The organism is Melghiribacillus thermohalophilus (assembly GCF_004342905.1).
Classification (GTDB): Bacteria; Bacillota; Bacilli; order Bacillales; family Alkalibacillaceae; genus Melghiribacillus; species Melghiribacillus thermohalophilus.
Genome location: NZ_SMAN01000007.1, coordinates 1 through 13,785 on the forward strand (window position 1 = coordinate 1; position 13,785 = coordinate 13,785).

Here is a 13,785-nt window from a genome sequence, read left to right on the forward strand (position 1 = left end):
TGAGTAAGATCCCTCAGAGACGATGAGGTGGATAGGCCCGAGGTGGAAGCGTGGTGACACGTGGAGCTGACGGGTACTAATCGATCGAGGACTTACCTTAGCGGAAAAAAAGCGCATGATGCGGATTCAAACTTCTTATCTGGTTTTCGAGGTATAAAAAATAATGAAAAACCCCTTGAAATTTCCCAAAAAACAATTATAATATTTCATGTCACAAATTTGATAGGATGTCTGGTGGCGATCGCGGAGAGGCCACACCTGTTCCCATTCCGAACACAGCAGTTAAGCTCTCCAGCGCCGATGGTAGTTGGGGTTGTTCCCCTGCGAGAGTAGGACGCTGCCGGGCATCAACTGAATGATCTGCCACTTTGGATGAAGTTATTGTGAATTATTCCACCGTAGCTCAGTGGTAGAGCACGATCGAATAAGCTTCTTCGAAAGTAGCCACAGCGCACCACGCGAGAGGCATCTTGAATGAGCATTCTGAGCGTGGGGTGATCGGCTGTTAAATGCACTGTTTTCTGCTGGTGCTGGTTTATGATTATTCCACCGTAGCTCAGTGGTAGAGCAATCGGCTGTTAACCGATTGGTCGCAGGTTCGAATCCTGCCGGTGGAGCCATTGGAGAGCTGTCCGAGTGGTCGAAGGAGCACGATTGGAAATCGTGTAGGCCGCCAAAGCGGTCTCGAGGGTTCGAATCCCTCGCTCTCCGCCATAAAATCATGGCCCGTTGGTCAAGTGGTTAAGACACCGCCCTTTCACGGCGGTAACACGGGTTCGAATCCCGTACGGGTCATCTCTGTGGAGGATTAGCTCAGCTGGGAGAGCACTTGCCTTACAAGCAAGGGGTCGGTGGTTCGAGCCCGCCATCCTCCATCATCCTGACAATTATCAATCATTATTTAATATGGCATGAACCATTATTTAAAGGTTATGCACCATCGCGGGGTGGAGCAAACCCGCTGCAACGAATTACTTCTTGAAGGTTTGCGAGCAACTAGAACGCATCATTGGATAGACTAAATCGTTGTGAGCAGTCAAAGTTAAAAATTCATTTTCTTATATCGCATAAACCACGGTTTAATGGTTATGCAATACCGCGGGGTGGAGCAGTCTGGTAGCTCGTCGGGCTCATAACCCGAAGGTCGCAGGTTCAAATCCTGCCCCCGCAACCAAATAGGTCCGGTAGTTCAGTTGGTTAGAATGCCTGCCTGTCACGCAGGAGGTCGCGGGTTCGAGTCCCGTCCGGACCGCCACTTTCAAACTTTAGATAAGGATCGGTAGCTCAGTCAGTAGAGCACGTACGAGTAAACATCATAGAAATGGCATCAGCGCACCACGCGAGAGACATCTTGAATTAGCTTTCTGAGCGTGGGGTGAAAGACTGAAAATAACCGGCAAATTTTATTAGTAAGTCAATTCATTTACATATGGCTCGGTAGCTCAGTCGGTAGAGCAAAGGACTGAAAATCCTTGTGTCGGCGGTTCGATTCCGTCCCGAGCCACCATCTTTCAGTAATTTTAAATTATATGGAGGGGTAGCGAAGTGGCTAAACGCGGCGGACTGTAAATCCGCTCCCTCTGGGTTCGCAGGTTCGAATCCTGCCCCCTCCACCATTTTATAAAGTAGGGGCATAGTTCAATGGTAGAACAGCGGTCTCCAAAACCGCAAATGTGGGTTCGATTCCTACTGCCCCTGCCATTTTTATATGGCGGTTGTGGCGAAGTGGTTAACGCACCGGATTGTGGCTCCGGCATTCGTGGGTTCGATTCCCACCAATCGCCCTTCATTCGTTGGGGTATAGCCAAGCGGTAAGGCAACGGGTTTTGGTCCCGTGATGCGTAGGTTCGAATCCTACTACCCCAGCCATTGATGCGGAAGTAGTTCAGTGGTAGAACACCACCTTGCCAAGGTGGGGGTCGCGGGTTCGAATCCCGTCTTCCGCTCCAGATGGCGGCATAGCCAAGTGGTAAGGCAGAGGTCTGCAAAACCTTTATCCCCGGTTCGAATCCGGGTGCCGCCTTTAATTTTTTGCCGGTGTGGCGGAATTGGCAGACGCGCACGACTCAAAATCGTGTTCCCTTGTGGAGTGTGGGTTCGACTCCCACCACCGGTATTAAAGTGATAACGTGGAATGAATAACCTATAGACGCTGAAATAGTTGTCTATAGGTTATTTTAATGCTCGAAAACAAAATTGTTGGAATTAGAAAAATGTGACACATACTTAAAACGGAACTTTGTGATAGACCTTTTTTAGAAATGTTCCAGTTAATAAAGCTGAACAATGCTGGTGAGTATCTTGTATTCAGGTTCTTTATTTAAAATAATAAATGCGGTTGATCAAAATTTTCAGTTGAATTTTGATCGATTATTCACTATAGTTATTGATACCAATCGATAACGGGAAGGACGAGGCTGGAACTATGAATCAACATTTAAAGGAACATCTAAAACAATTAGAGGAGCGTCATATTCATTTGGAGGTTCGGAGGAATCGTGAACAATTAGGACAAATCCTGGCTGATGATTTTTTTGAAATAACCAGTTCGGGAAACATGATTAATAAAAACGACTGCCTTAAGAATGGTGTCGTGTTAACGGAAATGACATTACATCATTATGAGATCCACCCTTTAGCTGAACATGTTGTATTATCTACTTATTATATTAAAGACAAAACGAGAAACCGCAATACATTGCGAAGTTCCATCTGGAAATTGATCGACGGAAGATGGCGGCTTTATTTTCATCAAGGAACGATTACGGAGCTGGAAATTGATCAGATCGCAAAAAAAATGTAGGATATACGCTTTTATCGTTCGTTTATTGGTAAAATCCTCTGTTTTAAATCTAAGGGTGTAACCCATTTTCCCAACGAAGACAGTCGAGTATTCTTGTCCAAAAGTTATATCCTCTGCTTTTGATTTGGACAGGAACCACCTTTCTTTTCATTTTAAATAGGTTTTATGGATGGAACACTATCTTTTGTTGAACATTATGAGTTTTTCGAATGACTAGATGCAATTCATTCAACACTAGTAATATATTCATCTGGGATAAGCGCTAGTTTGTAGTTTTTGAAATCGATCATTCCAGTCATAAAAAAAGTTCTGCAGATATACAATGCAGAACTTGGAACCTCCATCACCTCTTGAGAAAAAGAGGAATGGAGAAAAAGGAAACTCCAAAGGGAAAAATCACCATTCCATACAGGCACCTTTCCTGGTTGTTAACATAGGATACAAATGACGGCTGATCTTAAACAAGGGGAGGGATTTTATGTGAATGGATTAATTCAGCCTTACCCAAATGATCAACTTCATTTGTATCGTTCGGAAAAACACAATTTGATTGAAAATATCAGAAAGGCTATAAATGGTGAATTTAGTGCGGTAATATGTTATGAAAAGCTTTTAATGATGGCGCCGTCAGAAAATGAAAGAAATCAAATTGCAGAAATACGTCAAGATGAACAAAATCATTTAAATGCATTCCGTAATATTTACCGGACTATCACAGACAGGGAACCTGAACCGAAAATGACGGAGAAATGTCCGGATACGTACGTAGAAGGGCTTGAAGCTGCATTTAAAGACGAACAGGAAACAGTAGATGTTTATCTGGATATAGCGGACCAGGCAGATGATGTTTTGATAAAAGAGACTTTTAAACGGGCAGCAGCAGATGAACAGAATCATGCGGTATGGTTTTTGCGTTATTTAATGACAACAGGAAAACCTGAATCTCCAGATCGTCAGCCCCCGGCTAATTACGGTGCTATTGGTGCACTGAATGCTTCAACTCTTACCCTGCCTCAGATGCTCATCTATGGTATTCAGGATGAATATCTGGCTCATTCTACTTATCGTGCAGTGATTCAAAAGTTTGGGAATGTCCGTCCTTTTTCCCGTATTCAAGAAGCTGAAATAAGACATGCGAATGCGTTATTGAGACTATTTCAAAACTATCAGATTCCTGTTCCTCCTGATGATTCTGTGCGATATGTTGTTGTTCCGGAAACATTCAGGGAAGCACTTCAGCAGGGAATTGAAATCGAAGTGAATAATATTTCTATGTACGACCGGTTTTTAACTTATCATTTACCACAGGATGTCAGAAATGTTTTCACCAATTTACGAAATGGATCCACAAGGCATCTGGCTGCCTTTCGGCGGGTACTAGAAAGAATGCAGCAGCAGAACAGGGAAAAAGACACAAAAGATGAATAAAAAGAGGTGGACTGTTTAAGAGGAAAGAGCCGGGAAAAGCAAGAGGGGTAATAAGATTTCAGCAGATCTAAAATGGGCACATTATCTGCCTGTTAAGCTAAAAGTTCGGTTTATATCTACTGGACTTTTTTATGTTCAGAAAAATAAGGGGATTTGTGGTAAAGTGAAAGGGGAAGAATCGCCAATGGAACACCCATCATGTACATACAAGGGAGGAAACATCGTGCAGGAGTTTGAATCGATCCGCAATATTTACTGTGTGGGTAGAAATTATGCTAGACATGCCAGGGAACTGGGAAATGATGTTCCGAAAAGGCCGATGATTTTTTCAAAGCCGACCCATGCCCTGCATCCAGCGACAGGAGAACTAAAGTTATCTCAGAACCTTGGAGAGGTGCATCATGAAGTAGAGCTGGTCGTTCGCATTGGACAGGCTTATGAAGAAGGAATTTCTGCGGAAAACATAATTGATGGCGTTGCAATCGGCATTGACTTAACCTCAAGATCCATTCAATCTGATTTAAAAGCAAAAGGTCACCCCTGGCTGCTGGCTAAAGGGTTTAGAGGATCTGCCATTCTGGGAAGATTCCGTCCGTTTAAAGGGCTAGACCATTTTCATCAGCTTCAATTTGAGCTCCATAAAAATGGCGTAGTTGTGCAGCAGGGAAATCCCGTTCACATGATCTTTCCGTTAGAGAAATTGATTCAGTATATTGGCGGACATTTTGGCCTGGATAAAGGCGACATTATTTTTACCGGTACACCTGAAGGGGTTGGACCTGTGAGCAGCAGAGATGTGATCGAGATGAGGATGATTGATCCCACTGAAGGCCTAACCTATAAGGATGGCCCGATCAAAATTTTATAATTTGATATTTCTACTCCATCTAGGGTCTGAAAAACAATAAATCTCTAGAATCAATCCAATTCTTTTGAACTGATTTATAATGGAAATGGTTTAACGAAAGCACAAATCCTATGGAAACTGGAGAAAACTTGAGTATGACAAAATTTAGAGATTATCACCGAAATGTAAAAATACGTATTGCACAAATCTTCTTATCAGATACAGTAGCGGGCGCTATTTTCCCGTTTTTGGCCATCTATTTTTCTGATTACTTTGGAGCCGCTTTAACCGGGATATTATTGATCGTCAATGTGGTTATTGCCATGTTTGTGGGGCTTTATGGGGGGTACTATGCAGATCTGATTGGAAGAAAAAGGCTGATGGTGATCGCGGGATTAATCCGTATGTTTGCCTTTTTTGTGATTACAGCAGCTAACTCTCCCTGGTTTACATCTCCTGAGCTCACATTTTTCATGACGGTGATTATCTGGTCTTCTTTTGGGCTGGATGGACCGGCTGCTGAGGCCATGCTGATTGATATTACAAAACCGGATGAAAGAAAAGGGGTTTTTGCACTCATTTACTGGAGCTTTAACCTTGCATTTGCGGCCGGAGGGGTAATCGGAGCGCTGATGTTTGCCGACTATCTGTTTATACTGCTCCTTGCTCTTTCTATTACCATTTTTCTATCGAATCTACTTGTCATCTTTTTTATTGAAGAAACTCTGGAAAATCCTGATTTGACCAAACAAAAGCATGTACTGGGGAAAATGGTCAAAAGTTATCGGGAGGTAGCAGGTGACAAAATTTTTATGTTATTTGTCCTGGCTGGACTTTTTATCCAGTCTCTTGAGCTCCATCTGGAAAATTATATCGCAGTTAGACTTCATAATGAAATGCCGGATCAGGGATTGTTTGGCTTTCAGGTAACAGGTGTAGAGATGGTCGGGTTTTTAAAATCTGAAAATACAATTCTGGTTGTATTATTAACCGTTTTTATAACGAGATGGGTTTCAAAATTAAACGATGGACGTACCATGATTGCATCCATTTTTATCTTTACACTGGGATATGCTGTGGTCAGTTATGCCAATAACATCTGGGTATTGTTTATCTTCATGGCTATGGCAACGATTGGCGAACTGATGCGTGTGCCTGTGCAGCAGGATTATCTGGCAAGCATTCCGCCCGATCATAAAAGAAGTTCATATCTTGCGGTAAATGGACTTCTGTTTTATGGCGCTAGCATTATCAGCTCCCTGTTTGTGACTCTCGGAGCAGTATTCAGTTCAGAGTTGATGAGCATCATCATATTTGGAAGCGGACTGATAGGGCTGTTGATGATGAAAAGGATTATTCCCCGTCTGGAGGAGCGAAAGGCCAACATACAATAAAAAAGGGAAAGTTGATCGATTGTGTCTTGTGTCAGATCACAGAACAAGTCGCTGAAAATGAATGGGACACTGCCTATTTCGATCGTTGCCCGGTTAAAGAAGGACAGTAATTAGTCCAAATAGAAAAGTGCCTGGTTCATTTTGATTGGACCTGCGAGGAATTCAGGTGAACCAGTGTCTCTTCTTTTTGAATGAACACTGTTGCAGGATGTAACGTTCCAGTCCGATATCATTCTGGCATCAATTCAGGTGAAGCAGCACATCAGACCATTTTTCTCTGTAATGTCCATTTCATTCCGGATATAAGGGAGATCTGACAACCCGGATATAGAATCAGAGGAAAAAAACTGATAAAAAAGAACTGTAAAAAAAGAGGAATCGTTTTTTTACAGTTCTTTTTTATTATTTAGGAAATTTATAAAAACAGCGGCTGTGGATTTCTTTGTATCTGTCCAGATTCAGTGTTCAGTCTCTTGATCAACTTCGGCCATCCTGGGGCTGTCACAGTCTCAACGGGTGTCCTCAAGCAGTGTTCGGAACTGAAGGGGCTTTAAGCTTTTTTATTTTGGCAGGGGACAGGGTATCAAAATATTTATGTTTATTTTAATACACACTATTGAATATTAATGCATAAATGTGTATAATAATTCAACAGAAGCAGATTGATGGAAAAAAAGGATGTGATGACATGTTCCCATCTGCAAGTCGAGTGGAGAGCAAGGGACTGGTCAACAAGGATTTATTGACGATTGATGGTGTCAGCAGAGATGAAATTTTATTTCTCATTCAGGATGCCATCCGAATGAAGAAACGGAAACAATACGGTCAGGAACTGAAAGGGAAAACACTGGGGATGATTTTTGAAAAGTCGTCCACCCGAACCAGGGTATCCTTTGAAGCGGCTATGATTCAATTAGGCGGCCATGCGATGTTTCTCAGTTCCCGGGATTTGCAGCTTGGCCGGGGCGAAAGTATAGAAGACACAGCGAAAGTGCTGTCAAAATATGTAGATGGAGTCATGATCCGAACCCATGAGCATGAAAAGATTGAGACGTTTGCGAACCATGCGTCCATTCCGGTCATCAATGGATTGACGGATACCCATCATCCAACCCAGGCACTGGCTGATTTAATGACCATTTATGAATATAAGAAAACATTTTCCGGATTAAAACTGGCCTATGTGGGTGATGGCAACAATATGGCCCATTCTTTAATGGAAGCCTGTGTGAAAGTCGGAATTCATATATCCCTCGCATGCCCGGAAGGCTACATGCCGGATGAAGACATTACAGCTCAGGTCCAAAACCAGGCAAACGTAAATGGGGTTCATGTTTTCGTAACGTCTGATCCAAAAGAAGCGGTTCAGGATGCAGATATTATTGTAACGGATGTCTGGGCGAGCATGGGAGATGAAAACGAAGCAGAAGAACGAGTGGAAATCTTTAAACCTTATCAGGTGAATCAGGAATTATGCAAGAATGCGAAATCGGATTATTTATTTATGCATTGTCTTCCGGCTCACCGGGGAGAAGAAGTAACAGCTGACATTATCGATGGTTCCCATTCGGTTGTATTTGATGAAGCGGAAAATCGTCTTCATATTCATAAAGCGATTTTAAAAGGACTTCTCTAGCTGTTTTTTATCGTTCGGCGTAACGCCACACGCCATATGGTCAAGGGGCGTAATTCAAGTTTGAGAACAGGAGTGTTAAATGATGAAAAAGAAATGTGTATTGGCCTATTCAGGCGGTTTAGATACATCGGTCTCCATTAAGTGGATTCAGGAAAAATACGGATATGATGTCATTGCCCTTGGACTGGATATCGGGGAAGGAAAAGATATGGAATCGGTCCGTCAGAAGGCTTTGAAGGTCGGAGCCATCAAAGCGATTATGCTGGATGCAAAAGAAGAACTGGCGGAAGAATACTTATTACCGGCACTAAAAGGCAATGCTTTATATGAAGGGAAATATCCATTATCTTCAGCCCTTTCCCGCCCTTTAATCGCTAAAAAATTAGTGGAAGTGGCTGAAAAAGAAGGGGCCGTTGCCGTGGCTCATGGCTGTACCGGAAAAGGAAACGATCAGGTTCGTTTTGAAGTTTCCATCCAGGCATTGAATCCTGAATTAGAAATCATTGCACCGGTACGTGAATGGAAAATGACCCGTGATGAGGAAATTGCTTACGCAGAAAAACACGGCATTGATATTCCGGTTAACCTGGATAATCCTTTCTCCATTGACGCCAATATCTGGGGACGTGCCTGTGAAGCGGGTGTCTTAGAAAATCCATGGCTTGAAGCACCGGAAGAAGCTTATCAGTGGACTGCACCGCTTGAACTCACTCCAGATGAGCCGGAATATATTACGATTACTTTTGATAAAGGAAAGCCGATTGGATTAAACGGAGAGAGCCTGAAATTCGTGGACATCATTGAAACATTAAATGTGATGGGTGGGAAGCACGGAATCGGCCGGATTGACCATGTGGAAAACCGTCTGGTTGGCATCAAATCCCGGGAAGTTTATGAAAACCCGGCCGCGTTAATGCTGATTCAGGCCCATCAGGAACTGGAATTTTTAACACAGCCGCGTGAAATGGCTAAATTCAAACCAGTTGTGGAACAGCAGATGTCCAACATGATTTATGAAGGACTCTGGTATTCACCGCTGATGAACGCTCTCCAATCCTTTGTGGAAGAAACTCAGCAGATGGTTTCCGGTGTCGTGAAGATGAAATGTTTCAAAGGCCATGCCATGGTTGTGGGCAAACAATCCTCCAACAGCCTGTATGACGAGGATCTGGCCACCTATACGAAGGGAGATGCATTTGATCACGATTCAGCAGTAGGATTCATCAAGCTGTGGGGACTTCCGACCAAAGTGTACTCCCAGATTCACAACAAAAAGCCAGTTTTGACGAAGTAAACATAAGGGGGATCTGTTGATGGCAAAGCTCTGGGGAGGCCGTTTTACGAAAAATACAAACGAATTAGTTGAACAGATGAATGCCTCCATTACATTTGACCAAAAATTATTAGATGAAGATATTCAGGGAAGCATCGCCCATGTGAATATGCTTGCCAGATGCGGAATTGTGACAGAAGGAGAATCTGAAAAAATTAAGGATGGCCTGAAAAAGGTTCACCAGAAGCTGAATGATGGAGAAGTATCCTATTCTATTGCTCATGAAGATATTCATATGAATATTGAAAGTCTTTTACACGATGAGATCGGGCCAGTAGCAGGTAAACTCCATACAGCAAGAAGCCGGAATGACCAGGTGGCAACCGATATGCATCTGTATCTGAAAAAACAGGTGCAGCATCTCATGGGACTGTTGAAATCGGTTCAAGAAGCCATCGTGAAGCAGGCCAGTGAGCATGTGAATACGATCCTGCCAGGATATACTCACCTTCAGCGAGCCCAGCCGGTCTCCTTTGCCCACCATTTGCTCGCTTATTTCTGGATGTTCCAGCGGGATCTTGAACGCATGGCCGATAGCTTGAAACGAATTAATATTTTGCCGCTGGGAGCGGGTGCGATTGCCGGAACGACCTTTCCAATTGACCGGGAAATGGTAGCAGAGGAGCTGGGATTTGATGCTATATATCCAAACAGCATGGATGCTGTAAGTGACCGGGATTTTATTGTGGAATTTTTAAGCCATGCATCCATTTTAATGATGCATATCTCCCGGCTCAGTGAAGAACTTATCATCTGGTCCAGCCAGGAATTTCAGTTTGTGGAACTGGATGATGCCTTTTGTACGGGATCCAGCATGATGCCCCAGAAGAAGAACCCGGATATTCCGGAATTGCTCAGGGGGAAAACGGGCAGGGTTTACGGTCATCTAATGGGCCTTTTAACGACCTTAAAAGGCCTGCCCTTAACCTATAACAAAGACATGCAGGAAGATAAAGAGGGGATGTTTGATACCGTAGAAACGCTGACCATGGCTTTAGAAGTGCTGGCACCGATGCTGTTGACCATGGAAGTGAAGAAAGAGAATATGTATCAGGCGGTTCGGAATGATTATTCCAATGCTACGGATCTTGCAGATTATCTGGTGCGCAAAGGAACCCCTTTCCGGGAAGCCCATGAAATCACCGGGAAAGCTGTGCTTTATGCCATACAAAAACAAAAAAGCCTGCTGGATCTGTCCCTTGAAGAATACTATCAATTTAGCAATCTGGTGGATAATGACATTTATGCAGCGATTGAACCGGAACAGGTGGTAGCTGCACGAAACAACATGGGGGGAACGTCTCAGGAGCAGGTGAAGAAACAGCTGGAAATGGCGGAACAAATATTGAATGAAGATGGATAGTTTAGAGGGTGCCCGGCAAATGGGCACTCTCTGTTTGTGGATGAAATGGATCTTAAATGGGTAAATCAAATTGGATAAACGGGCATCCCGGCATAAAATGTTTGAGCGATTATTTGACACTTGACCTTTTTGATAAACCTGATATATTGAGATAAATTATTTTTTTTGGAGGGGTTTACAGTGCTCACCGACTATCACGTGCATATGCATGAAACAGGATATTTTTCCACCAACTATTTAAGGCAGTATATTGAAAAGGCAAAGGAAAAGGGGATAGAGGAGCTTGGGATTTCCGAACATGCGTATTTTTTTAACGAGACAAAAAATATCATCTCCAATCCCTGGATTGATAATCGCCGGGGACTTGATTTTAACGATTATTGGCGTCTGTTTGAGGAAGCGGAAAAAGAAAATTTGAAGGTCAAAATGGGAATAGAAATGGACTATACTCCGGGGAAAGAAGAAGAAATGGAGAAGTTTATCAAGTCCTACCCATTTGATTACGTCATCGGATCGGTGCACTGGATTGGCGACTGGGGAATAGATCTGCAAATGTTTCGGGACGAATATGAGAAGCGAGATATTTATGAAGCCTATGAACGGTATTTTGACCAGATTGTAACCCTGGCGGAATCGAAGTTGTTTGACGTTGTCGGACATATTGACTTAATTAAAATTTTTGGATATAAGCCCGATGATCAGGCGTTTGTCGAAGAACAATATGATCGTGCAGTAGAAGCTCTTGCAAAGTCAGGAACCTGTATAGAAATCAGCACTGCAGGCCTGAGAAAACCGGTAGGGGAGATCTATCCCGATCCAGTGCTCCTGCAAAAATGCTACGACAACGGAGTAGGCATCGTCCTGTGTTCCGATGCCCATGCTCCGAAACATGTAGGCTATGCTTATGATCAATCGCTGGATCTGGCACGATCTGCAGGATATGATAAAATTCAAACCTTTACGAAACGGAAAAAGAAAAGCTGTTCACTCGGGGATCTGAATACGGATTCCTGAAAAGTGGTTGATGTATTTACAACGAAATCAGGTTGTGCCGGCAAATACTCAACAAATAAGGAGACGGGGACAAATAAGGATTGATTGGCGGAAAAGACGAGCTGTTTTGCAAAAACCATTTACGCAGTGAGCATGCGTAGACTCCAGGTCGATTATAACCGACCACTTCCTGTGTGACACTAGTACGACCTGTACATCGCGGAAACTGTATAGGCCGAACATCTCTAAAGATAGAAGGAGAAGCTGTCTTAGAAAACCTCGGCCGTGCCCGCGGAAAATAGAGCATGTTGACAAAATAAAACATATCCGAACTCATTCATGTGATGATGGAGTTCGGATATTTTATGATCTTGTGAAGATTTGTCCAAGCTTCTCAGATTTTACAATTCAATAGGGATCACATGCATGATGTTTGGAATATTTCTTAAATCATCCAGGCATTCTTTATCTATAGGTTTATCGATGGTTAAAACCATGATGGCATCTCCGCCGACGTTGGAACGCCCGACCTGCATGGTTGCAATATTGACATCGTACTGCCCGAGAAGACTTCCGACCCGGCCAATGGCACCGGGCTGATCTTTATGACGAATCAATAGGAGGTTGCCCTCAGGCATGACGTCCACGCTGTAGTTATCAATTTTGACAATCCGAGTGCCGAGGCCGTTCAGTAATGTTCCGGCAACGGTTTTCGCGGATGATCTAGTCTGGACTTCTATGGTGATCAGATTGGTAAATCCTTTTGTCCGGGACGTTTTGCTTTCATTAATCGTAATTCCTTTTCGGCTGGCAAGGAAAGGAGCATTGACATCATTGACGTGCTCCCCGAGGTAAGGTTTTAGCATCCCCTTTACGGCATTTCTCGTAAGAGGTGAAATATCCAGTTCCGTCAGGCTGCCAGAAAAACGAACGGTTACCTCCTCTATCGGCTCTTCCGTCATTCTGGCAATGAATCTTCCCAATTTTTCAGACAGGTTAAAATAGGGTTCGATTTTTTCCATAACTTCGGCAGATACAGACGGAATGTTCACCGGGTTCTGCGGGAGGCCGCCATTTAAAATACGGATGACATCATAACTGACGTCCACTGCTACATTTTCCTGGGCTTCGACCGTACTTGCTCCGAGATGCGGAGTGGCAATGACTTCCGGCAAATCAAGCAACTTATAATTTTTCACAGGCTCTTCTTCAAAAACATCCAGTGCGGCACCTCTGACTTTTTTGCTTTTAATGGCCCGATACAGTGCATCTTCATCAATTAATCCTCCCCGGGCACAGTTTAATATTTGTACCCCGTCTTTCATTTTTCGGAAAGCACCTGCACTCAGGATATGTCTCGTTTCTTTTAAAAGGGGTGTATGAATGGTGATAAAATCTGACTTGCGTAACACATCATCCAGTGTCCCATACTGAACACCGAGTTGTTTGGCTTTTTCCTCGGTCAGATAAGGGTCATAGGCAATAACTTTCAGACGCTGTCCCCTTGCACGATAAGCAACCTCGGTGCCGATCCGTCCCAGTCCGATAATGCCGAGTATTTTGTCCTTCAGTTCAACACCGACAAATGACTTACGGTCCCAGTTATGATTTTTAATGGATGCATGGGCCTGGGGAATGTTACGGGCTAATGCCATCAACATGGCCATTGTATGTTCAGCAGCTGAGTTTGTGTTTCCGTCCGGGGAATTGACCACAACTATACCCCGTTCTGTAGCGGCATCTAAATCGATGTTATCGACCCCAACACCTGCCCGTCCGATGACCTTCAGCCGTTCACCTTTTTCAATCACATCTTCAGTTACTTTCGTTTGGCTTCGGACGATCAGGGCATCGTATTCAGGTATGCGCTCTAAAAGTTCTGCCTTTGATAAATTGGTCAGCATATGAACCTCGATATGGTCAGCATCGATTAAAGGCTTTATACCATCTTCATTTAACGGATCACTGATTAAAACCTGAAATGTCAT

General features: G+C 43.5%; 9 protein-coding genes, 14 tRNA genes and 2 rRNA genes. 24 read left to right on the forward strand and 1 reads right to left on the reverse strand.

The genetic code is table 11. The features are described 5' to 3' along the window. The 24 genes from EDD68_RS06720 to EDD68_RS06835 form a co-directional block, all read left to right on the forward strand. Positions 1-100 (forward strand): 23S ribosomal RNA (locus tag EDD68_RS06720); the annotation flags it as partial. Positions 101-230: 130 nt separating this feature from the next. Beyond that, positions 231-346: ribosomal RNA gene (gene rrf / locus EDD68_RS06725) — 5S ribosomal RNA — on the forward strand. Positions 347-545: 199 nt separating this feature from the next. Then, a tRNA-Asn gene (locus tag EDD68_RS06730) sits at positions 546-620 on the forward strand. Between the two features lie 2 nt (positions 621-622). Next, a tRNA-Ser gene (locus EDD68_RS06735) sits at positions 623-714 on the forward strand. Between the two features lie 9 nt (positions 715-723). After that, a tRNA-Glu gene (locus tag EDD68_RS06740) sits at positions 724-795 on the forward strand. A 7-nt stretch (positions 796-802) separates the two neighbouring features. Further along, positions 803-875, forward strand: a tRNA-Val gene (locus EDD68_RS06745). 222 nt (positions 876-1,097) lie between these two features. Further along, a tRNA-Met gene (locus tag EDD68_RS06750) sits at positions 1,098-1,174 on the forward strand. Between the two features lie 4 nt (positions 1,175-1,178). Beyond that, a tRNA-Asp gene (locus EDD68_RS06755) sits at positions 1,179-1,255 on the forward strand. Between the two features lie 176 nt (positions 1,256-1,431). Continuing rightward, positions 1,432-1,507: transfer RNA gene (locus EDD68_RS06760), tRNA-Phe, on the forward strand. A 24-nt stretch (positions 1,508-1,531) separates the two neighbouring features. Beyond that, positions 1,532-1,616 (forward strand) — tRNA-Tyr (locus EDD68_RS06765). Between the two features lie 11 nt (positions 1,617-1,627). After that, positions 1,628-1,701: transfer RNA gene (locus EDD68_RS06770), tRNA-Trp, on the forward strand. A gap of 10 nt (positions 1,702-1,711) precedes the next feature. Continuing rightward, positions 1,712-1,784, forward strand: a tRNA-His gene (locus EDD68_RS06775). Between the two features lie 10 nt (positions 1,785-1,794). Next, a tRNA-Gln gene (locus EDD68_RS06780) sits at positions 1,795-1,869 on the forward strand. 5 nt (positions 1,870-1,874) lie between these two features. Continuing rightward, positions 1,875-1,949, forward strand: a tRNA-Gly gene (locus EDD68_RS06785). 3 nt (positions 1,950-1,952) lie between these two features. Then, positions 1,953-2,023 (forward strand) — tRNA-Cys (locus EDD68_RS06790). A gap of 10 nt (positions 2,024-2,033) precedes the next feature. Then, positions 2,034-2,116, forward strand: a tRNA-Leu gene (locus EDD68_RS06795). Positions 2,117-2,425: 309 nt separating this feature from the next. After that, positions 2,426-2,803 carry a nuclear transport factor 2 family protein gene (locus EDD68_RS06800; RefSeq protein WP_132371492.1) on the forward strand — a complete coding sequence of 126 codons (378 nt, stop codon included), beginning with the start codon at positions 2,426-2,428 and terminating at the stop codon, positions 2,801-2,803. Positions 2,804-3,283: 480 nt separating this feature from the next. Beyond that, a complete protein-coding gene (locus tag EDD68_RS06805) occupies positions 3,284-4,231 on the forward strand; it encodes a ferritin family protein (protein ID WP_243646781.1) in 948 nt (315 codons plus the stop codon). 184 nt (positions 4,232-4,415) lie between these two features. After that, positions 4,416-5,099 carry a fumarylacetoacetate hydrolase family protein gene (locus tag EDD68_RS06810; RefSeq protein ID WP_132371494.1) on the forward strand — a complete coding sequence of 228 codons (684 nt, stop codon included), beginning with the start codon at positions 4,416-4,418 and terminating at the stop codon, positions 5,097-5,099. A gap of 134 nt (positions 5,100-5,233) precedes the next feature. Further along, positions 5,234-6,472: an MDR family MFS transporter gene (locus EDD68_RS06815; RefSeq protein WP_165902087.1), complete on the forward strand. Its 1,239-nt coding sequence runs from the start codon at positions 5,234-5,236 to the stop codon at positions 6,470-6,472. 688 nt (positions 6,473-7,160) lie between these two features. After that, positions 7,161-8,108 (forward strand): ornithine carbamoyltransferase, encoded by a 948-nt coding sequence (gene argF, locus EDD68_RS06820; protein ID WP_132371496.1) that lies wholly within the window; start codon positions 7,161-7,163, stop codon positions 8,106-8,108. Positions 8,109-8,187: 79 nt separating this feature from the next. Next, positions 8,188-9,402, forward strand: coding sequence for an argininosuccinate synthase (locus EDD68_RS06825; protein WP_132371497.1), 1,215 nt, complete (start codon positions 8,188-8,190; stop codon positions 9,400-9,402). Between the two features lie 19 nt (positions 9,403-9,421). Beyond that, the gene (gene argH / locus EDD68_RS06830) at positions 9,422-10,804 is read left to right on the forward strand and encodes an argininosuccinate lyase (protein ID WP_132371498.1); all 1,383 of its coding nucleotides are present in this window, start codon (positions 9,422-9,424) and stop codon (positions 10,802-10,804) included. A gap of 180 nt (positions 10,805-10,984) precedes the next feature. Next, complete coding sequence (locus tag EDD68_RS06835; RefSeq protein ID WP_132371499.1) at positions 10,985-11,818, forward strand: histidinol-phosphatase HisJ family protein; 834 nt, start codon at positions 10,985-10,987, stop codon at positions 11,816-11,818. Positions 11,819-12,198: 380 nt separating this feature from the next. On the opposite strand, the gene serA is transcribed toward EDD68_RS06835, so the two are convergent. After that, positions 12,199-13,785, reverse strand: a complete 1,587-nt coding sequence (gene serA, locus EDD68_RS06840; RefSeq protein WP_132371500.1) for a phosphoglycerate dehydrogenase — start codon at positions 13,783-13,785, stop codon at positions 12,199-12,201.